At 60.6% G+C, this 22,980-nt stretch carries 24 protein-coding genes; 4 read left to right on the top strand and 20 right to left on the bottom strand.

The window, feature by feature from the left end; genetic code table 11:
- Positions 1–316: 316 nt before the first annotated feature.
- The 20 genes from ACK59L_RS18480 to ACK59L_RS18385 form a co-directional block, all read right to left on the bottom strand.
- Positions 317–610, bottom strand: coding sequence for a flagellar protein FliT (locus ACK59L_RS18480; RefSeq protein ID WP_145255428.1), 294 nt, complete (start codon positions 608–610; stop codon positions 317–319).
- Between the two features lie 24 nt (positions 611–634).
- A complete protein-coding gene (gene fliS / locus ACK59L_RS18475; protein ID WP_144964635.1) occupies positions 635–1,027 on the bottom strand; it encodes a flagellar export chaperone FliS in 393 nt (130 codons plus the stop codon).
- 79 nt (positions 1,028–1,106) lie between these two features.
- Positions 1,107–2,462: a flagellar filament capping protein FliD gene (gene fliD, locus ACK59L_RS18470; RefSeq protein ID WP_409275254.1), complete on the bottom strand. Its 1,356-nt coding sequence runs from the start codon at positions 2,460–2,462 to the stop codon at positions 1,107–1,109.
- Between the two features lie 78 nt (positions 2,463–2,540).
- The gene (locus tag ACK59L_RS18465; RefSeq protein ID WP_058606127.1) at positions 2,541–2,891 is read right to left on the bottom strand and encodes a flagellar protein FlaG; all 351 of its coding nucleotides are present in this window, start codon (positions 2,889–2,891) and stop codon (positions 2,541–2,543) included.
- Positions 2,892–2,968: 77 nt separating this feature from the next.
- Positions 2,969–4,648 (bottom strand): flagellin, encoded by a 1,680-nt coding sequence (locus tag ACK59L_RS18460; protein ID WP_409275252.1) that lies wholly within the window; start codon positions 4,646–4,648, stop codon positions 2,969–2,971.
- 576 nt (positions 4,649–5,224) lie between these two features.
- Complete coding sequence (locus ACK59L_RS18455; protein WP_058606129.1) at positions 5,225–6,154, bottom strand: ketoacyl-ACP synthase III; 930 nt, start codon at positions 6,152–6,154, stop codon at positions 5,225–5,227.
- 423 nt (positions 6,155–6,577) lie between these two features.
- Positions 6,578–8,143, bottom strand: coding sequence for a flagellar hook-associated protein 3 (locus ACK59L_RS18450; protein WP_144964640.1), 1,566 nt, complete (start codon positions 8,141–8,143; stop codon positions 6,578–6,580).
- Between the two features lie 11 nt (positions 8,144–8,154).
- A complete protein-coding gene (gene flgK, locus ACK59L_RS18445) occupies positions 8,155–10,197 on the bottom strand; it encodes a flagellar hook-associated protein FlgK (protein WP_409275249.1) in 2,043 nt (680 codons plus the stop codon).
- A 12-nt stretch (positions 10,198–10,209) separates the two neighbouring features.
- Entirely contained in the window at positions 10,210–11,370 is a 1,161-nt protein-coding gene (gene flgJ, locus ACK59L_RS18440) for a flagellar assembly peptidoglycan hydrolase FlgJ (protein ID WP_409275247.1), read from the bottom strand.
- A gap of 11 nt (positions 11,371–11,381) precedes the next feature.
- Complete coding sequence (locus tag ACK59L_RS18435) at positions 11,382–12,491, bottom strand: flagellar basal body P-ring protein FlgI (RefSeq protein WP_058606144.1); 1,110 nt, start codon at positions 12,489–12,491, stop codon at positions 11,382–11,384.
- A gap of 11 nt (positions 12,492–12,502) precedes the next feature.
- Positions 12,503–13,198, bottom strand: coding sequence for a flagellar basal body L-ring protein FlgH (gene flgH, locus ACK59L_RS18430; RefSeq protein ID WP_058606133.1), 696 nt, complete (start codon positions 13,196–13,198; stop codon positions 12,503–12,505).
- A gap of 37 nt (positions 13,199–13,235) precedes the next feature.
- Complete coding sequence (flgG, locus tag ACK59L_RS18425) at positions 13,236–14,021, bottom strand: flagellar basal-body rod protein FlgG (protein WP_409275245.1); 786 nt, start codon at positions 14,019–14,021, stop codon at positions 13,236–13,238.
- Positions 14,022–14,068: 47 nt separating this feature from the next.
- Entirely contained in the window at positions 14,069–14,809 is a 741-nt protein-coding gene (locus tag ACK59L_RS18420; RefSeq protein WP_023533964.1) for a flagellar basal body rod protein FlgF, read from the bottom strand.
- A gap of 150 nt (positions 14,810–14,959) precedes the next feature.
- A complete protein-coding gene (locus ACK59L_RS18415; RefSeq protein ID WP_409275243.1) occupies positions 14,960–15,157 on the bottom strand; it encodes a hypothetical protein in 198 nt (65 codons plus the stop codon).
- Positions 15,158–15,200: 43 nt separating this feature from the next.
- Positions 15,201–16,523, bottom strand: a complete 1,323-nt coding sequence (flgE, locus tag ACK59L_RS18410; RefSeq protein WP_409275241.1) for a flagellar hook protein FlgE — start codon at positions 16,521–16,523, stop codon at positions 15,201–15,203.
- 30 nt (positions 16,524–16,553) lie between these two features.
- The gene (flgD, locus tag ACK59L_RS18405; RefSeq protein WP_196135365.1) at positions 16,554–17,255 is read right to left on the bottom strand and encodes a flagellar hook assembly protein FlgD; all 702 of its coding nucleotides are present in this window, start codon (positions 17,253–17,255) and stop codon (positions 16,554–16,556) included.
- Between the two features lie 12 nt (positions 17,256–17,267).
- The gene (gene flgC, locus ACK59L_RS18400; protein ID WP_023533977.1) at positions 17,268–17,711 is read right to left on the bottom strand and encodes a flagellar basal body rod protein FlgC; all 444 of its coding nucleotides are present in this window, start codon (positions 17,709–17,711) and stop codon (positions 17,268–17,270) included.
- Positions 17,712–17,713: 2 nt separating this feature from the next.
- Positions 17,714–18,124 (bottom strand): flagellar basal body rod protein FlgB, encoded by a 411-nt coding sequence (gene flgB / locus ACK59L_RS18395; RefSeq protein ID WP_058606138.1) that lies wholly within the window; start codon positions 18,122–18,124, stop codon positions 17,714–17,716.
- 277 nt (positions 18,125–18,401) lie between these two features.
- The gene (gene cheR, locus ACK59L_RS18390; RefSeq protein WP_023533991.1) at positions 18,402–19,229 is read right to left on the bottom strand and encodes a protein-glutamate O-methyltransferase CheR; all 828 of its coding nucleotides are present in this window, start codon (positions 19,227–19,229) and stop codon (positions 18,402–18,404) included.
- 50 nt (positions 19,230–19,279) lie between these two features.
- Entirely contained in the window at positions 19,280–20,209 is a 930-nt protein-coding gene (locus tag ACK59L_RS18385) for a chemotaxis protein CheV (RefSeq protein ID WP_058606139.1), read from the bottom strand.
- 76 nt (positions 20,210–20,285) lie between these two features.
- On the opposite strand from ACK59L_RS18385, the gene flgA reads away from it, so the two are divergent.
- From flgA to ACK59L_RS18365, 4 genes are all read left to right on the top strand, one after another.
- A complete protein-coding gene (gene flgA, locus ACK59L_RS18380; RefSeq protein ID WP_100852007.1) occupies positions 20,286–21,035 on the top strand; it encodes a flagellar basal body P-ring formation chaperone FlgA in 750 nt (249 codons plus the stop codon).
- Between the two features lie 165 nt (positions 21,036–21,200).
- A complete protein-coding gene (gene flgM, locus ACK59L_RS18375) occupies positions 21,201–21,515 on the top strand; it encodes a flagellar biosynthesis anti-sigma factor FlgM (protein WP_058639147.1) in 315 nt (104 codons plus the stop codon).
- A gap of 49 nt (positions 21,516–21,564) precedes the next feature.
- Positions 21,565–22,032, top strand: a complete 468-nt coding sequence (locus ACK59L_RS18370; RefSeq protein WP_058606142.1) for a flagella synthesis protein FlgN — start codon at positions 21,565–21,567, stop codon at positions 22,030–22,032.
- 79 nt (positions 22,033–22,111) lie between these two features.
- A complete protein-coding gene (locus ACK59L_RS18365) occupies positions 22,112–22,855 on the top strand; it encodes a flagellar brake protein (RefSeq protein WP_409275236.1) in 744 nt (247 codons plus the stop codon).
- Positions 22,856–22,980: the final 125 nt, after the last annotated feature.

Here is a 22,980-nt window from a genome sequence, read left to right as displayed (position 1 = left end):
AGGGCCTCACACAACCGGTGCCTGTCATAGCAGGTGCAGGACAGGTTTTCTTCGACCAGACAGTAAAGGTCGACCGCCAGATCGCGGCGGCTGGTGCTGTCGTCATCGATTAGGAGAATCTTGGTTTCACGCCACATGCAATAGCAACTTCCCTAGTCATATCGGCGCCCGGGGGCGTGCTCGACATCATTCCGACTGAATGGTCAGTGTTTCGACGTCTGGAATACGAGAACAGGCACTAGTTAAGTCAAAAACTTCCGAGCAGTCAAATATATGGCGCCGAAGAACTGCGGGCTGCATACGGCCTCACGCAATCTCAGCTGAACAGATGGTATACCTTTGTCGCCTGTTTGGCTTGGTTGATATTCGACATTTCCGCGACCAGAGATTGACGCTCATCACTTGCAACGTCGATTAGCTGACGATAAACAGCCATGAGGGCCTCTAGGTTGGCCTTGAGCGCGGTCGCATCTTCCTGGTCGGCTACCAGCGCTTCGTCGACGAGCGCCCGGCAACCCAAGTCCAATTGACCAATGGTTACCCAGTCGCGAGCTTCCAGCGCTTCGTTCAAGGCTTGGCAGGTATTGGCAATCTGATGCAATGCGCTCATAGGGGACTCCTTGCAGAGAGGTTGTTACTCGGCAGTCGCGATAGCATCCCAGCCGCTCTTGACGGTGATCATGAGTCGTGCGACTTCATCGATCACTTCGGGATCACTGTGTATGTTGGCCTGGGTCAGCCGACGTGCCATGTACTCATACAAACTATCCAGGCGATCAAGTTCATCCGGGTCGACGGCCTTGTCTTTGTCCAGCCCCTCGCGCAGGCCGCCGATGATGTCGACAGCCTTGCCCAACATGACACCTTTTTGTGCCACGTCACCGCGAGAGATGGCACCCTTGGCTTGAGCCATGCGATCCAGCGCGCCCTCCATGAGCAACTGCACCAGGCGATGGGGCGTGGCTTCGGAGATCTGGGCGTGGGAATTGACCTTCTGGTACTGGCGAAGGGCTCTCATCGGGTGCATGGTGGATCCTCAGTGAACAAGGCTGGACGGGGGCCGTATAACCTGTTTATCGGCGCCCCGCAGGGTTTCTTTAGCGCTGTCAGCTGTCGCTCTTGGCTTTATTCAACGCGTTGAGCGTGGTCATGACGCTGTCGCTGGTCGCCTTGAGCTGCGCAACCATGGTATCCATCGCGTTATACTTCTTCGTCAGGGTGTCGGTCAGTGAATCGATGCGCCGATCCAACGCCTGCTGCGACTCCTCGAGCTCCTTGAGCTGATTGGTAAGGCTGGTCTGGCGCGAGGCGAGGATGCCACCGGCTTTGGTGTACTCCTCGGTGACGTTGGTCATGCGCGTCAACAGCCCATCCTTGCCGGTGAACAGGTTGTTGATGTCGGCACCATAGGTTTTGACCGCCGTGTCCCACTTGGTGTCGTTGAACTCCAGCAGGCCGGTTTTCTGTACCGTGTTGATGCCGAGCTGCGACAACGTTCGCAGGCCCGTTGCACCCACGCTGTGGCTGATTTCATTGCGCACGGAATTGACCAACGAGCGCATGGTGGCATCACCGGTCAATGCAGCCGAACCTGTGGCGGCGCCATCGGCCCCGGTGGTGACCTTGGTCTGGGTGTTGATGGTGGTCATCAGCGCGTTGTACGCCGTGACGAAAGACTTGACCGACGTCTTGAGCGTATCGCTGTTGCTGGTGACGGCCAAGTTGGACTTGCCTTCCTTGACCAAGGTGATATCCACACCACTGATCGCGCCGGTCACGGTGTTGGACGCAGACTCCAGCGCCAGCCCATCGAGGGTGTACTTGGCGTTCTGCGGCTTGGCAATGGTAGACACACCCTGCGCCATGCTGGCGTCGCCCCCCAGCGTCAACTCGGTGCCCTCGCCCATCTTGGTCGACGAGAAGATGAGCCGCGACCCACTGGCATCGGTGACGATGTTGGCCGTGATGCCCTTGGACTGCAGCTGGTCATTGATCGTGTCACGTGCCTGCTGGAGTGTGGCGCCCGCGGCAATGTTCACGCTGTGGGTCGCATTGCCCTGATTGATGGTCAGGGTCTGGGTTTCACCCGAGTCGTTGACGATCGTCGAGGTCTTTTCATAAATCTGGGTGGAAATTTTCGACGCGGTCGCCAGCTGGGTGACTTCGAGCGCGTAGTTGCCCGAGGAAGCGCCGTCGCCCAGCTTGATCTTGGCGATGGCCTCGTCCGAGGACGAAGAAGCCAGGCCAGAGAAACTCGAAGCGGTGTTGAGCTTGGCGACTGCGGCACGGAACGTCTCGAGCGCGCTCTTGACGGAGCCGATGGCCGAAAGCGAGGTGGTGGCGGTGGTGGTCTGGTTGTTGATCTGGGTCTGCTTGGGCGCCTTCTCTGCACTCGCCAGGGCCTTCACAATGCCGCTGATGTCCAGGCCAGAGCCAAGCCCATTGATGGTCGAGCTTGCCATATCACATCTCCTTTATCGTAACCGCCGGTATTCCGACGAAAAAGCATCCGTGCGCTGGTAAACAAATGCCGTGCCAACTCAAACCTGGGTGCTGAACAACAGGCTGTTGGCATCTTTTAGGTTTTCCGCAAGCTTTAGCGCAGCTTCAGAAGGCAGCTGGCGGATGACTTCACCGCTTTGGCGGGCGATGACCTTGACCACCACCTGGCCGGTGGAGTCGTCGATCGAAAAATCCAGTTGTCGCTCCGAAGCCTTGACGAAATCCTGGATGGCACTGACGGCGCTTTCCAGGTCAGGCCGGGCTACGGGCTTGGAAACCTTGTCGGCGGGCTCGGCCTTGACCGGCTCGCTGGTTGGCCGCGCGCTGGGTGGCGCGTCCGGCGTGATGGCGGCGGGATGGGACAGGCCCAGCTTCATGCTTATATCCACGACTTACACCCTCAAGTGACGAAAAGACGAAAGGGTACGTGAACGTACCCTTCGTCAAACTTAGCCTGCTTTGGCAATTAGCCCAGCAGTTTCAGTACCGAGGACGGCAGCTGGTTGGCCTGGGACAGGATCGCGGTGGATGCCTGCTGCAGGGTCTGCTGCTTGGTCAGTTCGGCGGTTTCGGCAGCGAAGTCGGCGTCCTGGACACGGCTGCGGGCAGCGGTGGAGTTTTCCGAGATGCTGTTCAGGTTGGCAACGGTGCTGTCGAAGCGGTTTTGCACGGCACCGAGCTGAGCGCGCTGGCTGTCGATCTGGGCGATGGCAGCGTCCAGGGCCTGGATGGAAATCTGCGAGTCCGCAGCAGTGCCAATGCTCAGATTGGAAACCGTTGTTTCCATAGTTGTAGCAGTGGTTGTAGTCGCGGTCAAACCAAGCGCATTAAGACCAGTCCCCGAGCTACCATCACTCACCACAATATTCTTTTCTGAGAACAACTTCAGGGTGCCGTCGTTGTTTTTACTAGCAGTAACGCCAGTACTCGCGCTATTGATACTCGAAACGACATCATCCATAGTAGAGTTAGCTTTGAGCTTTACCTCAACACCATTGAAGGTTACCGAAGTATCTTTCTGTAATTTAGCTTCAGTAACCCCGGCACTCAGCCCAATTTTTGCAAGCGCGCCTGGACCGTTATCAGCATCAGTTCCGTTTTGAAGGTTGATTGCTTTGCCATCAGCCGAAGAAAGCTCAAGGCGACCGTTAACATTTTTGGCAGTGACCCCAGTGATGGCAACGTTTGCATCGGTAGCACCATTGATTTTTCCAACAATGTCATCAACCGAATCACCAGCTTCCAAATCAATCGACAATCCATTGACACTGATTTGTGCGTTGCTAGCCAATTGTTTTGTGGCAGTACCGGCCAATGCCGCATCTACACCAGCATTATCCAGCTGGCCGATCTTGAAATCGCTAGACGAACTGAACACTAACTTGTTCCCGTCTTTCGATGCTGTAACCCCAGTAGCATCAGTATGCTTATTGATTTCTGAGATTGCCTCATCGAGAGTGGCGCCCCCGGCGAGCTGAACTTTTGTGCCATTGACATCCAACTCTTCTCCAGCCGCATCAATCGTACCGAAATCATTGGCTGCTGTGACACTGGCGAAATCTGGCACTGATTTGCCGACCGTTTTTGCACTCAGCTCAGTTTTCTCTCCGCTGACAACTGCCTCACTATAAGTACCCTTCAGGCCAGTGGAGCTGATGTCGCTCATTCCAAAAGAAATAGTTTCGTTTGCACTAGCCCCAATTTGGAAACTAACATTCTGGAAAGAACCGTCCAATATATTACGACCACCAAAGGTGGTGGTTTTTGCAATCCGGGTCAGCTCGCCCGACAGTGCAGTGAATTCTTGCTGCAGGGAAGAACGGTCGTCATCGCTGTTCGAGCCGTTGGCAGACTGCAGGGACAGTTCGCGCATACGCTGCAGAATGCTGGTCGATTCCTGCATGGCGCCTTCAGCGGTCTGGGCGATCGAGATACCGTCGTTGGCGTTCTTCATTGCCACGCTCAGACCTTTGATCTGGCTGGTCAGACGGTTGGCGATCTGCAGGCCAGCGGCGTCGTCTTTGGCGCTGTTGATTTTCAGGCCAGAGGACAGGCGGGACATCGAAGTACCCAGCGCTTCGGAAGCGCGGTTCAGGTTCTTCTGAACGCCCAAGGAGGTGATGTTGGTGTTGACGGTCAAAGCCATGACGAATTCCTCGTGGTATGGATACTGCGGCTTCCGGCCCTGGCGACAGCCGGGTATGGCCTAGAGAACCTTCGTAATGGTTATCGTCGGATGGCCCGGTTGCTTGAGGGGTTTTTGCAAAAAAAAATGCTGGCATGCGGCCAGCCCTGGAAAATCAAGGGGTTAAGCGCGGAATTTTGGCGTCAAAAAGCGGGTTGGGGAGGTATGAGGGGGATGACGGCGTCTGGAGCGAGTCGAGGGATGGCCTGGCGAACTGGGGGCTGAAGAGGAGGTGGCGAGGGTTCAGGGTATGCAGCTTCGCGTCAGGAAATGTCGGGGCCGCTGCGCGGCCCATCGCGGCGCGAGGCCGCTCCCACAAAGTCCTGCGAACCCGCGAATTCAGGCGTCACGCGGTTGGGGTGGGAGCGGCCTCGCGCCGCGATGGGCTGCGCAGCGGCCCCAGGGTTTGCGCTTAGCAGCTGATCTTGGCACCTTCCGCGATGGGCCTTTAAGCGGCCCTGGAAGTTGGGCTCAACCCATTAAGCACAGGGACCAGCCCGAACAAAGGCAGAATGCCCCTGCCCCACCGCGAACACATCAATCCCGATAAAGAATCGCCGAAGCCCAGGACAGCCCCACCCCGAACCCGCTCACAGCCACCCGCTTCCAGCTGCCGTCGAGCATGTGCTTTTGCAGCAGCAACGGCACGCTGGACGACACGGTATTGCCCGTCTCGAGCATGTCTTTCACGAATTTCTCCGGGTGATGCTCCTCGAACCGGCGAGCCACCGCATCGACGATCGCCGCACTGCCCTGGTGGATGCAGAACGCATCGATGTCCGACGACTGCAGGCCACTGGCATCGAGCAGCTCGTGCAAATGAGCCGGCACCTTGACCAGGGCAAAGTTGAACACCTGCCGGCCATTCATGAAGAACGTGCCATCGGACACCTTCAGGTGCTCGGCACCCGATCCGTCGGTGCCAAAACGCGCCTCGCCCAGTTTCCAGACCGCGCCATCGGCCATCCAGGTGGCCGTGGCCGCGTCGCCGAACAGCATGGTGGTATTGCGGTCTTCCGGGTCGACGATCTTCGAATACGGGTCGGCGGTGATCAGCAGCCCGTTCTTCAGGCCCGCCGCCTCCATGAAGCCCTTGATCGCATACAGCCCGTACACATACCCCGAGCAGCCCAGGGAGATGTCGAACGCTGCCACGCGGGTAGACAGCCCAAGCTTGCTCTGGACGATGGCGGCCGTGTGCGGCAGGCCTTCTTCATCGCCATTCTGGGTCACCACGATCAACGCGTCGATCGACTGCGGATCGAGGTCGGGGTTGTTGGCGAACAGTGCCCGGGCGGCCTCCACGCACAGGTCGGAGGTTTCCTGCTCCGGGGCCTTGCGTGGCAGGAAGGACGCACCGATCTTGCCGAACATGAACTCTTCGTCCTTGCCGAACTTCGCACCCTGGACGTAGTTGTCCAGGCCAGCGGTGGGCACGTAACTCGCGATACTCTTGATGCCAATCATTCTGGCTTCCCAATGAAAACAGCCAAAGACCACCACTCGATCGATTGAGGGCGCCAAAAACCGGAGCGTCACCGCCTGGGGAGGGGATAAAGCAGAGCCTGCCTGCGCACCGGTAACAAAATGCTGCAACAGCTGCTGCATAGAATACAGGGAAGATGACCGTTTTGACTCATTGGTCACATTGAAATGCAACGAAAGGCAGGTATCGAGGGCGTGGCACGATGAATTCATCACGCGCCGTGCATGGGATGTCCCGTCATTGAGGGACAAAGCCGCAGGTTTCAAACAAGCTCGCTTTAGAGGCGCCCGTCGCTGCCAGCGCCATCATTTGAGCGCGCCAACCCAGCAAGGCCACACAATCACAGCCATGGTCGGTTGCAACGAAGCAGAGCGCGAAGCCTGGCTCCGCGCCCCCAGGTTCACTTAGAGCTTATCGAACAAGCTCAACTGCGATATTCGCGCAAATGCCAGCTGAGAGGCTTCGAGCATCGCCTGTTGCAGGGTCAGTTGGATCGTGGCGGTCGCCATGTCGGTGTCGCCAATTGCGCTTTGCGTGCTCTTGTTGGCAAGACCTAGGCTTTCGTTTTCCTGAGCCTGTATCTCAAGCGAATTGGCCCGGGCACCGATCGAGCCTCGGGTAATGTCGATGCGATCACGCGCACTGGCCAGGTTGGAAATCGCCGAGTCCGTTGCGGCCTTCAGAGCAGCCTGCGCTTCAGGCGTATCAAGGGGTTTCTCCAACACGCTTCGCAATTGCCCCAGGGTGTCGAGCGGGTTCTGCGTGCGGTGGGTGTTGGCATTGATGGAGAACTGATCGCCCTGGGCCGGCGCCCCGTCGAACTGATAGGTCACACCCGCTACCGTCACGGCATTACCCGCCCCCACGGTGCCCGAGGCAATCGGTTTGCTCTGGGCATCGTACGGCTGCGCAAAGAGCTGATACTCGGTGTCGCTGGTGAACCTGAGCACTGCGCCGTTGCTTGGGAAGGTACTGCGATAGGCATCGGGGTCGGTAACGCTTGAGCCCACGACCTGGGAGGTCGAGGGGTTACCTGCACTGCGAGTAGCGGTCAGGGTGTCTGGCTTGGCTTCGAGGGTGAAGACATGCCCTGCCACCACGGCATCAGGATCGTCACCCTCGGCAAGGTTCAGGTTGACCTCGAAATCCACACCCCGCAGCGAGATCATCTTGCCGCCTTCGGTATTGACATCGAACTTGCCCTTGCCGGCAGTTTCGTTGGTGATGTCGTTACCGGCGGCGTCCTTGATGCTGTATTCAGTGGCGCTGGTGAAGGTAACCGTATAAGGCTGGCCCGCAGCGAACTTGTCGCTGTAGGTGTTGGCCGATGTCAGCAACCCACCCGAAAGCAGCACCTTGCCATCGTTGGGCGTCGGTGCCTGCAAGGTCGACTGCGTGCGGCTGTTGTTGGTGGCCTGGTCGAAAACGCTGAAGCCACTGTCGTTGATGGCCAAATGCAAGGTATCGGATACCTGCAGGCTCATCTGGGTCTGATCGCCCTGATAGCTGTAAGAGCCGTCGGCATTGCGAACATAGGGCGGGGTCGAATTCTTGGACCCTCCAAACATGTAGTCCCCGTTGGCGTCACGGGAATTGAGCAGGCCGAACACGTTGGCCTCGATTTCCTTGATTTCGCTGGCGATGGAGGTGCGGTCAGCGTCGCTCAGACCACCGTTACCCGCCTGAATCGACAGCTCGCTTGCCCGCTGCAGCGCATCGTTGATGGTAGACAGCACGCTCTCTTGCTGCAGCAGGGTGTTCTTGACGGTGGTCATGTTGCCACTGTACTGATCGAGCAACGCGCTTTGCTGTTGCAACAACAGCAAGCGCGCAGCGCCCACCGGGTCGTCGCCTGCGGTCTGAATGCGGGACTTGGAGGTCACCTGGGCCGTGATCTTGGCCAAATCCGAATAATTCTTGGAGTAGGTGTTGGAGCTGGTTTCGTAAAACTGGGCAGTTGAAATTCGCACGATCAGCCTCCTTATAGCGCGTTGATCAAGGTCGAGAACGTTTCTTGCGCCGCCTTGATGATCTGCGACGACGCGGTGTAGTAATGCTGAAACTTGACCAGGTTGGCGGCTTCGTCGTCCAGGTTCACCCCAGACACGGCACTGCGACTTTCACTTGCCGACTTGAGCACCGCGGCCGTTGCAGTGGTATCGATAGACGCTTGACTGGCCTTGGCGCCCACCCGCTCTACCAAGGCGGCATAGGCGGAAGTGAAACTGGTGCCGCCACCGGAATTGGTCCCCACGGTCGATTTGGTCTGCAGGCTCAACAGGGCATTGGCATTGCGGTTATCCGCCTTGCCATCGACATTGAACGACAAGGTAAAGCTGTCGTTGGTCGCCGGGCTGCCGCCGATGGTGGTTTCCAGCGCAAAGGTGCGCGGATTGCCGCTGGGGTCGAGAATCGGGTTCCCCGATGCATCACGCATCGGTATCGACAGCGAGAGCTTATTGTCCTGCCCTGGCACCACGGTCCCGGTGCCGATCTGCGCGCCCTTGGCATCGAACAGCTTGTAGCCCTGGGACCCACCGCTGGCTGCGTCGAACACCACGCGCACCGGCATTGCATCCTTGATCGCCTGCTGCGTCAGGGCCGTGTCGGCACCGCCATAGATATCCAGGGCTTGTCCAAGGTTAGGTTGGGTGATAGTGCCGGTGCCGCTGTTGCCGCTGCCAGCGGCAGCGCTCACAGGGCCGGCGAACGCCAGCTTGTTGGCATCGGTGAGTACCGTGGTAATACCGGTGGCGGCCGAGCGGGTAGGAATCACCTTGAAGCTGTCGCCGGCGGCCAGTGCACCGCCCTTGAGGGACAGGCTAAAGCCATCGATGACCGGCGCAGGGTCGGCGTTGAGGTCGAACGAGCCCATGTCGGTGCCGTCGGAGCGGCGCACACTGTACTGATTACCGCTGGTGAACTTCACTTCGTAGTCGTAGGTGCTCAGGGCGCCGCTGTTGGCAATGGTGACATCGAGGTTGCCCGAGCCTGCGCTGTTGTTCGACGAGGCCAGGCTGCGCTGGGCGATGGCACTGGCGCTGTTGATGCTGGAGAACAGCGAGCTGCCGAACTGCCCGTTGGCGTCCAGGCCCTGACCCAGCTGGCTGTTGATGCTGTCGGCGACGACCAGCGCCACGCGGCCCAACTCGTTCATCGAAGGCGTCAGCACATCCTGGCGGTAGCGCAACAGGCCACCGATGGTGCCGCCGGTGGCCACCGAGGTCACGTCCGAGCTGAACGACTCGTAATTGATGCGCAAGGTCGCCTGGCTTTTGTCGGCCACCCCCGGCTGAACCGACAACGGGTTGGACCTGCTCCCGGTCACCAGCGACTGACCGCTGCCCAGGATCACATCGTAGTTGCCTTCACGCTCCTGAACAGTCACGCCCACCAGTTCGTTCAGCTGGCGCACGGCTTCGCTGCGGGCATCGAGCAGGTTGTTGGGCGTGCTGCCGGTGCCGCTGGCGGCCACGATCTGCTTGTTGTATTCGGCGATACTGCTGGTGAGCTTGTTGACCTGCCCCGCCAAGGTATCGAGCTGGGAGTTGATGACGTCGTTCTGCTGGGTCAATTGGTTGCTGACAGCATTGAAACGGTTGCTCAAGGTCTGCGCCTGGGTCAGCAACAGTTGCCGCGAGGCCACATCGCCGGGCTTGGCCGCTGCGGTTTGCATGGCCGAGAAAAACGCAGTCAGTACCGAGCTGATGCCGGTATCCCGGTCAGCCAGCAGCTTGTCGACACCGGTCACCTGGTCCCGGAATGCCGTGGAATCGGCTTGCAGGGACGTCGCCGTCTGCAACTGATTGTCGAGGTAGGCACTGTAGATACGGCGCACGTCTGCCAGCGTGGTCCCACTGCCCAGAAAACCTGCGCCCATGTACTGCGAGGCGCCGGCCACTTGCATGGCCTGCTGGCGCGAATAGCCGCTGGTGGCGGCGTTGGCGATGTTGTTACTGGTGACCGACAGGTGCGCCTGGCTGGCACTCAAGCCACTCAGGCCGATCGAAATCAGGCTCGACATGATTTAGTCCTTTCAAAGGTTTGTGGTGCTGCCAGCCATGGCGTATTGCGTTGTCTTCTGCATTTGCTGGGCGATGCTGATGATTTTCTTCGCATAGCCCGGGTCGGTCGCGTAACCGGCCTTTTGCAACTCGCGTGCAAACTGCTCAGGGTTATCGGCCGACTTGACCGCTTCTTGATAGCGCGAATTGTTCTGCAACAGGCTCACCAGGTCGTGGAAGCTGTCCTGGTAGGAGTCGTAGCTGCGGAACTGGGCGGTTTCCTTGACGAACTGGCCGTCGCGGAATTCGCTGGTGATGGCCCTGGCCTGCTCGCCCTGCCAGTTGCCGGTGGCCTTGATGCCGAACAGGTTGTGGCTGCTGCTGCCATCGCTGTTGCGCATGACCGACTTGCCCCAACCGGTTTCCAGCGCAGCCTGGGCGACCAGGTAGCGCGGGTCGATACCGATGCGCTTGGCGGCCTGCTCGGCCATTGGCAGCATGGTGGCGATGAACGAATCGCTGTCGGTGAAGGCCTTTTTCGGTGCCAGCGGCGGCTGGGCAATGGCACGGCCGGTAATGCGCAGCCCGTTCTCGGGCACGGCAAAGGCCTTGGCCGGCTGCTGGCCGTCGCGCACGGGGGCTGCGGGGGCCGCGCCGACGGGCGCCGTGGCCGCAGTAGGCACGATGCCGGCCAGCAGGCGGTCGGTCAGGCGGCTGGGCAACGCCAGGCGCCGCGCATTGAGCGCGGCGACGTCGTTGCGGGTGCTGGCCGCTTGGGTGGCGTGGACCGGGTCTGCGACCTTGCTACCCCACAACACCGGGCCGGCCTGGCCACGCGGGAACGGGCTGGTATTGGCGGCGGCGCTGCGGCTTTTGGTCAGCTGGCGTACCAGCACATCCTGCAGGCCGATACCGCCACCCTCGCGGGACATGCTCACCGACAACTGCTGGTCGTACATGTCCCGGTACTGCTTGACCGTCTCGGTGTTCATCGGGTTGTCGTCGGCCAGGACATCGCTGGCCTTGCGCGAGGCCTTGAGCATCTCGCTGATGAACATCGACTCGAACTCCTGGGCCACCTTGCGCACGTTGGCTTCGCTGTCGCGATCACCGTGCTTGAGGGCGTTGAGGCGGTTGAGGTCGGTGAAGGCACCGCTGTCGACACTGCCGGAAACCAGGCTCTTGCTGTTCATCGACGCCGTCCTCAGATCACGATCAGGTCGGCCTGCAAGGCGCCGGCCTGTTTCAGGGCTTCGAGAATGGCCATCAGGTCACCGGGCGCGGCGCCCACCTGGTTCACCGCCCGGACGATTTCATCCAGCGTGGTACCCGGGCCGAACTTGAACATCGGCTTGGCTTCCTGCTCGGCGTTGACCCGCGAGCGGGGTACCACGGCGGTCTGGCCATTGGAGAGCGGGCCCGGCTGGCTGACGATGGGGTCTTCGGTGATGGTCACGGTCAGGCTGCCGTGGGTCACCGCCGCCGGCGATACCTTGACGTTCTGGCCGATGACGATAGTGCCGGTACGCGAGTTGATGATCACCTTGGCCACTGCCTGGCCCGGGTCGATTTCCAGGTTTTCCAGGATCGACAGGTAGTCCACCCGCTGGCTGGGGTCCATCGGCGCGCTCACGCGCACCGAACCGCCATCCACGGCCTGGGCCACGCCAGGGCCGAGCAGGTCGTTGACCTTGTCGACGATGTGCTTGGCGGTGGTGAAGTCGGGGCGGTTGAGGTTCAGGGTCAGGGTGTTGCCCTGGTTGAAACCGCTTGGTACTGCCCGCTCGACGCTGGCGCCGCCCGGGATACGGCCGGCAGACGGCACGTTGACGGTGATCCGCGAGCCGTCGCGCCCTTCGGCATCGAAGCCGCCCACCACCAGGTTGCCCTGGGCGATGGCGTAGACATTGCCGTCGATCCCCTTGAGCGGGGTCATCAACAAGCTGCCCCCACGCAGGCTCTTGGAGTTACCGATCGACGACACAGTGATGTCCACCACCTGCCCTGGCTTGGCGAAGGCCGGCAAGTCGGCATGCACTGATACTGCGGCAACGTTCTTCAACTGCACGTTGCCCGATCCAGGCGGCACCTTGATGCCGAACTGCGACAGCATGTTGTTGAACGTCTGCACGGTGAAAGGCGTTTGCGTGGTCTGGTCGCCGGTACCGTTCAGGCCGACCACCAGGCCGTAGCCGATCAACTGGTTGGAACGTACGCCCGAGATGCTGGCGATGTCCTTCAGGCGCTCGGCTTGCGCGGCGCAGGCGCAGGTCAGCAGCAAGGTGGCGGTGAGCAGTTGCCTCAGGTTGAGCATGGTCAGGGTACTCAGAAGGGCCAAAGCGGGCTCATGAAGAAGCGGTCCAGCCACCCGGGCTGGCTGGCATCGGCAAACGAGCCGGTGCCGGAATAGGTGATGCGCGCATCGGCCACCCGCGTGGACGGTACGGTGTTGTCGGTGGCGATGTCGTCGGCGCGGATGAGCCCGGCGATGCGCACCAGCTCTTCACCGGTGTTCAGGGTCAGCCACTTCTCACCGCGCACGGCGATGATGCCATTGGGCAGCACTTCGGCCACGGTAACGGTCACCGAGCCGGTCAAGGTGTTGCCCTGGGTGGCCTTGCTGTCGCCCTTGGTGGTGCGATCACCGCTGTAGCCGGCATCGAGCGACAGGTCGCCGCCGCCGAACGGGTTGTTGGTGTTCGGCCTGGCCCCGAACAGCGACGACAGGCCAAGGCTGGCCTTGCTGTTCTTCTGGATCTGGGAACCTGCGTTCTTGCTGGCCGAGGTGCGCTCGTTCAGGGTGATGGTGATGATGTCACCCACGCGGAATGCCTTGCGGTCGCCATACAGGTTCTGCTCGAAACCGGCCTGGTAGATCGAACCGTTGTTGGCCGCTGCCGGCAAAGGGGTGCGCGGGAGCACCGGCGCATAGTACGGGTCGTTGGGCTTGGCCGCGGGGGCGACGCAGCCTGCAAGCAACACCGCACCGCCCAGGGCGAAAACGGACAACAGACGATTCATGATGCATACCTCACGGGTGCTACGGAAGTTGCTGGGATCACAGCTGCTGGGTAACGGTCTGCAGCATCGAGTTGGCGGCAGAAATGACCTTGGAGTTCATCTCGTAGGCGCGCTGGGTGGTGATCATGTTCACCAGCTCTTCCACGGTGCTGACGTTGGAGTTCTCCAGGGTTTGCTGCAAGGTGGTACCGAAGCCGTTCAGGCCCGGGGTGCCGACCTGGGGGGCGCCGCTGGCGGCCGTTTCCAGGAACAGGTTGCCACCAATGGCCTGCAGGCCCGCCGGGTTGATGAAGTCGGCGGTCTGGATGTTGCCGATCACCTGGGCGGCCTGGTTGCCGGCGGTGGTGATCGATACGGTACCGTCCTGGCCGACGGTGAAGGTCTGCGCGTCGTTGGGCACGACGATGGCAGGCTCCAGGGCATAGCCGTTGGCGGTGACGATCTGGCCATCGGAGTTGAGGTGGAAGGTGCCGTCACGGGTGTACGAAACCGTGCCATCTGGCTGCAGGATCTGGAAGAAACCGCGACCATTGACCGCCATGTCCAGCGGGTTCTCGGTGGTCTGCAGGCTGCCAGCCACGAAGCTTTTCTGGGTGCCGACAATGCGCACGCCAGTACCTACCTGCAAGCCGGAGGGCAGCTGGCTGTCCTGGGTGGACTGGGCACCTGGCTGGCGACGGATCTGGTACAGCAGGTCCTGGAACTCGGCGCGATCACGTTTGAAGCCGGTGGTCGACACGTTGGCCAGGTTGTTGGAAATCACCGTCAGGTTGGTGTCCTGGGCGGACAGGCCGGTTTTGGCGACCCATAGAGCTGGAAGCATGTAAGTTCTCCTCGCGCGCCTGTTTTACGGCACCCGTTCAAATGTCATTAGCCGATTTGCAAAACCCGCGCCATGGCTTCATCGCCTTCCTTGGCCGCGCTCATCATTTTCACGTGCAGCTCGAACTGGCGGGACAACGCCAGCACCGAGGTCATCTCTTCCACCGCGTTGACGTTGCTGCCTTCAAGAAAGCCCGAGACCACGCGAACATTGACGTCGGCATCGGCCGGCTGGCCGCTGGCGGTGTGAATCAGGCCGTCTGCACCTTTGTTCAACCCCTTGGTGTCCGGGTTGACCAGCTTGATGCGGTCGACTTCGGCCATCACCCGCGGGTCTTCGCCCATGGAGCGGATGCTGATGGTGCCGTCGGCACCCACTTCCACCTTCTGCTCAGGTGGAATGGCAATCGGGCCGCCGTTGCCGATCACCGGCATGCCGTTGCCGGCGCGCAACACGCCAAGGGCGTCGATGTTCAGGCTGCCGGTACGCACATAGGCTTCGCTGCCGTCAGGGGCCTGCACGGCGATAAAGCCATGCCCGCTCACAGCCACGTCCAGGTCGCGACCGGTTTCGATCATCGGCCCTTCGCTAAAGTCGGTGGCTGGACGCTCGGTCAGGGCAAAGGCCCGCGCCGGGAAGCTGTCGCCAAAGACCGGCATCGAGCGGGCCTGCTCCAGGTCGCGCTGGAAACCGTTGGTGGAAACGTTCGCCAGATTGTTGGCGTGGGCCTTCTGGGCCAGCGCGTTCTGGCTGGCGCCGGTCATGGCCACGTAAAGCAATTTGTCCACAGCATCTCCTCCGCGCGCCAGTACCGCGCTGTCATCAGGCAGGGTCTAGCAATAATCGAACCAGCTTTGCACACCGGTGAATCGGGCACTTCAGCGCGACGGCTTTACCGTCGGTGTCAGTTTGTTGGCATCGGATCAAAAGCGCCTGGATCAGTGATCGCGGCAGGCGCCGTTTTTGTAGGGGCCGGCAAACCGGGTCCAGCCTGAACCCGGGTTGCCTTGGACGCAGATGTATCGCCCGGTGACCAGGCTTTGCCATAGGAAGAAAGGCCTTGGGGCGGCCTCTGCCCAGTGGGCACTGCCGCCCCCTATCACCAGCAGGAAGGACAACAGCCAGGCATGCTTCATCGACACTGCTCTTGAACCCTGAGTGTCACGCCTCGGCACCCCATCAGCTCATCTGGATGATGGTTTGCATGATGGTGCTTTCGGTGGAAATCGTCTTGGCGTTGGCCTGGTAGTTGCTCTGCGCCTTGATCAAGTTCACCAGCTCGCCGGTCAGGTCGACGTTGGAATCTTCCAGCGAGGAACCTGCAATCTGGCCCAGGGTGCCGGTGTCCGGCGCGCCGATCACCGGGACACCCGACGAAAAGGACTCCTGCCAGTTGGTGCCGCCGATCGGCGTCAGGCCCTGCATGTTGGCGAAGCTAGCGATGGCGACCTGGCCGATGACTTTGTTCTTGCCATTGGTGAAGTTGGCGAACAGGAAGCCGCCCTTGTCTACCGACAGGCTGGACAGCTCACCCGTAGCGAACCCGTCCTGATCCTTGGCGGTCACGGCCGAGGCGGCGTTGTACTGGGTCATGCCCAGCATGTCGAGGCTGACGCCGCCGGGGTTGGCATTGGCGCCGTTGGCTGACCACTGGCCGGCAGCGTTCTTCTGCGCGGGGATCCAGTTGTCCAGGTTGAAAGTCTTGTTCGCATTGATCGACAGGCCACCGGCCACCGGCCCAGGCGTGAGGGCATCGGCGTTGAGCGTGCCGTCGGACTTGAATGGCAGGTCATTGATCAGCGGCTGCGTGGAGGTCGGATCCTGTGGGTTGCGACCGTCGATGGTGCTGTACATCTTCCAGGAATTGGACGTGTCATCCTTGATGAAGTACTGGTTCAACTGGTGCGCATTGCCCTGGCTGTCGTAGACGTCGCTGGAGAACGTGAAGTTGTAGCTCTTGACGTCGGCTGGGTCGAACGGGGTGACCGTCGGCGCGCCATCGCTGGACTTGAGGTTGACCGTCTGCTCGATCTTGGACGTGGCCTTGGGGGTGAGGTTGGCCGTGTCGATCTGAAGGTTGGTCAAGACACCCTGGACCACTTGGCCATTCTCGTCGACGCCATAACCTTGCAGGTTGGCGCCGCCTGCGTTGACGACGAAGCCCTGCTTGTCGCTGTAGAACGCCCCGGCCCGGGTATAGATCTTCGAGCCGTTGTCATTGAGCGCGAAGAAGCCGTTGCCGTCGATGGCCATGTCCAGCGCCTGGCCGGTGCCGTTGATGTTGCCGGAGCTGAACTGCTGGGAAATGGCGGCTGTTCTTACGCCGGTACCAATGGCGGTACGGCCGGCGCTGGTGCCGCGAATGGAGCTTGAGTACTGGTCGGCGAACTCGGCACGCGAGGCCTTGAAGCCGGTGGTGGCGACGTTGGCAATGTTGTTGCCGGTTACGTTCAGGGCCTTGTTGGCTGCATTGAGGCCACTTAAGCCAATGTTGTAAGACATACGCTAACTCCTGAAGATGTGCGCTAGGCCCTAGATGCCGATGCTTTGAATGGTGGAAAGTGGAACGCTGCCCAGCCCTGCCAGGTTCAGCGACATTTCGCCGCCGTTGGTGCCCATGGTCACGCTGGTGACGGTGGCCGGCAGGTTGGTGGTCATGGCCGTGGCCGTGCCGTTGATCGAGGCGGTGGCCTTGAAGCTGTAGGTGCCGGCCGGCAGGGCCTCACCGGCGTCATCCTTGCCATCCCAGGTGAAGTCCACCTTGCCGCCTGCCTGGCTGCCCAGGTCGAGAGTGCGCACCAGCTTACCGTCCTTGTCGTACACCCCCACCGAGGTGGCGGTGCTCGAGCCGGTCAGGTTCACCGAGCCCTTCATGTCCTTGCTGGTGTCGACAATGGCCTTGTCGGTCTGCACGATCACGTTGCGCCCGACCAGCGACGACGCCTGCAAGGCCTGGGACGACTGGAACGCACCGGCGATGTAGCCGACCGAGTTGTTGAGGGTCTGGATACCTTCCAGGCTGCTGAACTGGGCCAACTGCGCCACGAACTCGCCGTTCTGCTGCGGGTCCAGGGGGTTCTGATTCTTCATCTGGGTGACCAGCAGCTGCAGGAAGGCATCTTTGCCCAGTGCACTGCCGGCGGCGCCGGTCTTTTCGTCGTTCTTGCTTTCTTTTCGCTGCAGCGAGTTCAGGTAGCTACTCCCGACTTCGCCTGTGGCATTGGTGGTGGTCATGTCGGCGTCCTATCACTGACCCAGGGTCAGCACCTTCTGCATCATGCTCTTGGCCGTGTTCATCAACTCGGCATTGGTCTGGAACGCGCGGCTGGCCGAGATCATGTCAGCCATCTCCTCGACCACGTTGACGTTGGGGTAATACACGTAGCCGTCCTTGTTCGCCGCCGGGTGGCTAGGCTCGTAGCGGGCCTCGAGGTTGCTCTGGTCCTCGACGATGCCGGTTACTTGCACGCCCTGCCCTGCCTCGCCCTGGTCCTCGAACAGCGACTGGCTGGTGCCGGCCTGGGTGTTCTGGAACGTGGTGGCGAACACGGGGTGGCGAGCGCGGTAGGTCTGGTCGATGCTCGACGAGACCGTCTCGGCGTTGGCAATGTTGGAGGCGACGGTGTTCAGGCGCGTGTTCTGCGCGCTCATGCCGGAACCGGCAATGTTGAAGACGCTGGAAAGGGACATGGTCATTCTCCCCGCAGGGCTGACACCAGCCCTTTGAATTTACTGTTGAGCAACGTGAAGCTGGCCTGGAAGCCAATCGCGTTTTCGGTGTAATTCGACTGCTCGATCTGCGCGTCCACGGTGTTCTGGTCGATCGAAGGCTGCATCGGCGTGCGGTACTTGAGGGCTTCGTCGCTCAGCGCCACGCCGTCGGCCTCGATGTGCCGGCTGTTGGTGCGCTCCAGGCCGAAGCGGCCGCCGTTGTGCTGCTTGTCGCTTTCAGCGGCCAGCACCGAGGCGAAGTCCAGGTCACGGGCCTTGTAGTTGGGGGTGTCGGCATTGGCAATGTTGTTGGCCAGCACTTCGGCGCGTTGCGCGCGAAAGCCCAGGGCCTTTTCATGGATACCAAGCGCCTTGTCGAAGCTGATGCTCATGTCGGGGAAACCTTCAGCGGTTGACCAGAGTGTCGTTGCCGAAGGTTTTAGCAAGGCTTGTGCCAACATCGGCAAAGCCCGTATTCAAGGCCTTGCAGCCCTGTTCAAAGGGGCGCTATGCCAGAAAAGCGGCAAACCGCACGCGGCCCAATGGCCACAAGCGGCAAAAATATGAGCCCATGAGCGGCAAAACAAAAAATTGACGTCAGCGACAGGGCCGACTCATTGAAAGCCGCTGACAAGGCATCGCCTGGTCAGCGGCACATACGGCATGGGCCTATTTGGCCTGATAGATGATGCCCGGGCTGCACTGCACCATCTGGTAATGGTCCGGCAGGCCGTTGAGGGCCTCGGATGCGCCCAGGAACAGGTACCCGCCTGGCTTGAGGGTGCTGTGAATGCGCAGCAGGATGTCTTTCTTGACCTGGGCCGAGAAGTAGATCAACACGTTGCGGCAGAACACGATGTCGAACTTGCCCAGGCTTGCATAGCTGTCGAGCAAGTTGAACGAGCGGAACTCTACCCGGTTGCGAATCGCTGGCTTGATCGCCCAGCGCCCCGGCCCCTTGGGGTCGAAGTAGCGCTGCAGGCGCTCGGCCGACAAGCCGCGGGCGATCGCCAGGCTGTCGTACTCGCCAGTCTTGCAGTTGTTGAGCATGGTGCCCGACAGGTCGGTCGCGACGATCTGCGCGCCCATTTTCAGCTGGCCCAGGTTGCTGCGTTCGAACTCGTCGATGGCCATGGAGATGGAGTACGGCTCCTGGCCCGAAGAGCACGCCGCCGACCACATGCGCAGGCGCTGGCCGGGGTTGTTGCGGATGAACTCGGGGATGACCTTGTTCTTGAGCACCTCGAACGGGTAGGTATCGCGAAACCACAGGGTTTCGTTGGTGGTCATGGCATCGACCACCTGCTCTCGCAGGCCGCCACGCGGCTGGGCCTGGATGCGCTGCACCAGCTCGCCCAGGCTCTTGATGCCCTGCTGCTCCATCAACTTGTTGAGGCGGCTGGACACCAGGTACTGCTTATTCTCGCCCAGCAAGATGCCACAGGCTTTTTCCAGAAACACCCGGAACTGTTCGAAATCCAAATTACCCGTAGACACTGCTGCCGCCTCTTTTCAATCACTGTGGCCGGGGCGAACCCCGGCGCCTTTCAATGTGCTGCCTTGATCCGGTCAACCACGCGCTGGGCCAGATCATCCGGCCGGAACTTGGCCAGGAAATCATCGGCGCCCACTTTCTTGACCATCGCCTGGTTGAACACCCCGGACAGGGAAGTATGCAGGCAGATGTGCAGCTTTTGCATGCGCGGGTCGCTGCGAATTTCCGCTGTCAGGGTATAGCCGTCCATTTCCGGCATTTCGATGTCGGAAATCATCATCAGAAACTCTTCTTCGGGCTTCTTGCCTTCGTCCACCAATTGGCGCAGGTAGTTCAAGGCCTGGCGACCGTCATTGAGGGCAACCACCTCGACGCCAACCGTCTGCAAGCAACGGCTGACCTGCTTGCGTGCCACTGACGAATCGTCGACGGTCAACACCCGCAGCATCACGGCCTTGTCCTGCACCTCGGCGTCCACCACCCCCGCCGACACCGCCTCCGAAGACGGCGCGACCTCGGCCAGCACCTTCTCCACGTCGATGATCTCGACCATGCGGTTGTCCACCCGCGTGACTGCCGTCAGGTAATGATCGCGGCCGGTCCCCTTGGGTGGCGGGTGGATTTCCTCCCAGTTCATGTTGACGATGCGCTCGACCGAGTGCACCAGAAAGCCCTGGGTCTTGGTGTTGTACTCGGTAATGATCACGAAACTGCTGCGCGTGTCCTCCTGCAACGGGCGCAGGCCGGTGGCCATCGACAGGTCAAGAATCGGAATCGTCGCCCCGCGGATGTTGGCGACGCCGCGCACCACCGGGTGCGCCTTGGGCAGTATGGTCAGCGCAGGGCATTGCAGCACTTCTCTGACCTTGAAAACGTTGATGCCATAAAGCTGTTCGCCGTTGAGGCGGAACAGCAGCAGTTCCAGGCGATTCTGCCCTACCAGCTGTGTGCGCTGGTTGACCGAATCCATAACCCCCGCCATGCCGAACTCCTTACCTGTCAGCCATTCGTTGCCACTTACTCAAGAAGTCGGCACGGGCTTTGCTTTTTTGAGCGCCATGTACATGAAAACGACAGTTTCCCGACGATTGACGCGCCTGCTGGCTGGCTTGCTGGCCGCATTGTGCCTGCTGGTACCGGTTCGCACCTGGGCGGACGCGTTCACCATGCCTGAACAGCTTATCGGTGTCACCCAAGGGTTTCTTGAGTTCACCGTCGAAGATTATCTCGCCACGACCCAAACGGCCGGCCGCTACGAGATCCAGGTGAACCCGTTGGACCCAAGGTTGCGCATGCCCTTGTGCAGCCAGGCGCTCGACGCTTCGCTGGAAAGCCCGAGCGTGCCGCTGGGGCGGGTGACGGTGCGTGTACGTTGCGACGGCGCGGCGCCCTGGACCGTGTTCGTGCCCGCCACCGTTCGCCTGTTCCGCGAGGTGGTCGTGGTCACCCGCCCGCTGCGACGGGACAACGTGGTGAGCGAAGGCGATGTGGCCCTGCGCGAACGGGACGTCGGCACGCTGGGCCAAGGGTTTCTGACCGATCTGGGCCAGGCGGTCGGGATGAAGATGCTGCGCCCGACGGTGATGGATCAGGTGCTGACGCCTCAACACCTGGAGCAGGCGGAGGTGGTGCGCAAGGGCGATCATGTGGTGATCGTTGCCCGCAGTGGCACGTTGAGCGTGCGCATGCCTGGCGAGGCGCTGAGCAAAGGCGGCATCAGCGAGCAGATTCGGGTGCGCAACCTCAATTCCAAACGCGTGGTCAAGGCCATGGTGACCGGCCCGGGCCAGGTCGAGGTGAGCATGTAGGCCAGCGGGCGGAAGCCGCTGGCGCCGGGGAACCGCTTTTTTTAGACTGTGTCAGAAAACGGGTAACAGGCTGTCGCTCAAGACAGCCACGCATTTGTGCCTAAAGTTTATCGTGAGTTGGCCGAAAACAAGGCAAGCGTCCATAAACCCAGAGGTTTTCTGATCATGGTCATCGACTTCAGTCGTTTGAATAATTCCCCGGCCGTCACCGGCGGTGTACGCGGCAGCAATGCCCCTGGCAGCACTGAAAAGCCGGCTGCCAGCCAGGAAACAGTAAAGGGTACGGGTGCAAGCGGAGAAGCCGTGCACCTGAGCCCAGAGGCCCAGCAGTTGCAAAAGATCAGCGACAAGCTGCGCGATGAACCCGTCGTCAACAGCGCCAAGGTAGCCCAGCTCAAACAGGCCATTGCCGATGGCAGCTACAAGGTCGATGCCGGCCGTGTCGCCAGCAAGCTGCTCGATTTCGAAGCACAGCGTTGACCGTCGGGTGCGCTGACTTCAATGGACGCTTGAAAACCGGGAGTTAGCCATGCACGACACCACCCTGCTGCAATTGATCGAACAAGACATCGCCCCGATGCAGGAGCTGCTCGAGCTGCTGCAGAACGAGGCTGTCGCGCTGCACGGTCGCGACATGCAGTTGCTCGAGCAGATCCTGGCGCGCAAACAGTCGCTGATCATTCTGCTCGAACAGCATGGCCAGCGCCGTGGCCAGTTGCTGAGCGACCTGGGCCTGAGCGCAGACCGCGCCGGCGTACAGGCGGTGGCGGCGCAATCGCCCCACGGTGACGTGATGCTGGAGCGACTCGATACGCTGGCGCAGCTGATGGACGCCTGTCAGCAGGTCAACTCGACCAATGGCCGTATCATTCAGGTCCAGCAACAGGTCACCAATAATCAGGTCCGCATCCTCATGGGCGGCGACTCGCCGTCGCTCTACAACAGCCGTGGCAGCACCTCGCCCCTGACCAAGCCGCGCGCCCTCAGCCAAGTGTGATTTCCCTATCAAGGCACCGCACATACTGGCAAAATGCTGTTAATTGCCTGTGTCGCTTTTGCCTGGAGAACGTCAAGCCGTGTTCAATGAATCCGATGCCCCGCAACCGCCCAAGGTGCTGAGCACACCCTTGGAAATTGCGGCCAATTTACGGCAGCTCCAGGACAGCCACGACCCCCTGATCATCACCTTCCATGACCGAGGCCATCGTTTCCAGAGTTACGTGGTGGACGTGGACCGGGAAAACAATGTGCTGGCGCTTGACGAGCTGATCCCCCGTGACGGTGAGAAATTCATCGAAAACGGCGAGCATTTCCGGGTGGAAGGCTTCCACGACGGTGTGCGCATTGCCTGGGAATGCACCCACGGCCTGCGCATCAGCGAAGTGGACGGTCATCGCTGCTACCGTGGCGGGCTGCCGCTGGAGATGACCTATCACCAGCGCCGCAACGCATTTCGTGCCGCGCTGAAGCTGTCGCAGCTGGTGGACATCATGCTCGATGGCACGCACCTCAAGGGCAACGGTGCCTTGCGTGGCAAATTGCTGGATGTTTCGGCTACCGGGTGCAAGCTGCGCTTTGATGGGAATGTCGAGGATCGCCTGCAGTTGGGTCAGGTGTATGAACGCTTCAAGGCCGGCGCACCGCTTGGGTTGGTAGATACCATGGTCGAGTTGCGCCATCTGCATTATGAAGAGCGGATCAATACCACGTTCGCTGGGGTTCGCTTTCATAACCTCAGTGGGCCTGCCCAGCGCAAGGTGGAGAGTTTTGTGTATCAGCTGCAGCGTGAAGCGCGGCGGTTTGATAAGGACGATTATTGATTTGCAGCTGGCGGGAGGGCCACTGCGGCCTTTCAATGATGTTGCTGCTACCACGTAGTTTTTCGTTGGTGTGGGCGGTTGAAACCGTTTAGGTATTCATTGGCGAGGGTGGCGCACAGTCACCC

Origin of the sequence: Pseudomonas sp. KCJK9111, assembly GCF_046231935.1 — a bacterium.
GTDB classification, from domain to species: Bacteria; Pseudomonadota; Gammaproteobacteria; order Pseudomonadales; family Pseudomonadaceae; genus Aquipseudomonas; species Aquipseudomonas parafulva_B.
The sequence above is the reverse complement of the archived record's forward strand: the minus strand, read 5'-3'. Positions and strand labels throughout refer to the sequence as shown.

What these genes read in the sequence shown, in the direction of transcription:
- flgM (WP_058639147.1), top strand. Translation starts at nt 21,201, where the DNA reads ATGGTCATCGACTTCAGTCGTTTGAATAATTCCCCGGCCGTCACCGGC.
- ACK59L_RS18460 (WP_409275252.1), bottom strand. Translation starts at nt 4,648, where the DNA reads ATGGCTTTGACCGTCAACACCAACATCACCTCCTTGGGCGTTCAGAAG.
- flgE (WP_409275241.1), bottom strand. Translation starts at nt 16,523, where the DNA reads ATGTCTTACAACATTGGCTTAAGTGGCCTCAATGCAGCCAACAAGGCC.
- flgH (WP_058606133.1), bottom strand. Translation starts at nt 13,198, where the DNA reads ATGAATCGTCTGTTGTCCGTTTTCGCCCTGGGCGGTGCGGTGTTGCTT.
- flgB (WP_058606138.1), bottom strand. Translation starts at nt 18,124, where the DNA reads ATGAGCATCAGCTTCGACAAGGCGCTTGGTATCCATGAAAAGGCCCTG.
- ACK59L_RS18370 (WP_058606142.1), top strand. Translation starts at nt 21,565, where the DNA reads ATGCACGACACCACCCTGCTGCAATTGATCGAACAAGACATCGCCCCG.
- ACK59L_RS18385 (WP_058606139.1), bottom strand. Translation starts at nt 20,209, where the DNA reads ATGGCGGGGGTTATGGATTCGGTCAACCAGCGCACACAGCTGGTAGGG.
- fliD (WP_409275254.1), bottom strand. Translation starts at nt 2,462, where the DNA reads ATGGCAAGCTCGACCATCAATGGGCTTGGCTCTGGCCTGGACATCAGC.
- flgG (WP_409275245.1), bottom strand. Translation starts at nt 14,021, where the DNA reads ATGCTTCCAGCTCTATGGGTCGCCAAAACCGGCCTGTCCGCCCAGGAC.
- flgJ (WP_409275247.1), bottom strand. Translation starts at nt 11,370, where the DNA reads ATGAACAGCAAGAGCCTGGTTTCCGGCAGTGTCGACAGCGGTGCCTTC.
- ACK59L_RS18455 (WP_058606129.1), bottom strand. Translation starts at nt 6,154, where the DNA reads ATGATTGGCATCAAGAGTATCGCGAGTTACGTGCCCACCGCTGGCCTG.
- ACK59L_RS18480 (WP_145255428.1), bottom strand. Translation starts at nt 610, where the DNA reads ATGAGCGCATTGCATCAGATTGCCAATACCTGCCAAGCCTTGAACGAA.
- ACK59L_RS18415 (WP_409275243.1), bottom strand. Translation starts at nt 15,157, where the DNA reads ATGAAGCATGCCTGGCTGTTGTCCTTCCTGCTGGTGATAGGGGGCGGC.
- flgA (WP_100852007.1), top strand. Translation starts at nt 20,286, where the DNA reads ATGTACATGAAAACGACAGTTTCCCGACGATTGACGCGCCTGCTGGCT.
- flgD (WP_196135365.1), bottom strand. Translation starts at nt 17,255, where the DNA reads ATGACCACCACCAATGCCACAGGCGAAGTCGGGAGTAGCTACCTGAAC.
- flgC (WP_023533977.1), bottom strand. Translation starts at nt 17,711, where the DNA reads ATGTCCCTTTCCAGCGTCTTCAACATTGCCGGTTCCGGCATGAGCGCG.
- fliS (WP_144964635.1), bottom strand. Translation starts at nt 1,027, where the DNA reads ATGCACCCGATGAGAGCCCTTCGCCAGTACCAGAAGGTCAATTCCCAC.
- flgK (WP_409275249.1), bottom strand. Translation starts at nt 10,197, where the DNA reads ATGTCGAGCCTGATTTCGATCGGCCTGAGTGGCTTGAGTGCCAGCCAG.
- ACK59L_RS18435 (WP_058606144.1), bottom strand. Translation starts at nt 12,491, where the DNA reads ATGCTCAACCTGAGGCAACTGCTCACCGCCACCTTGCTGCTGACCTGC.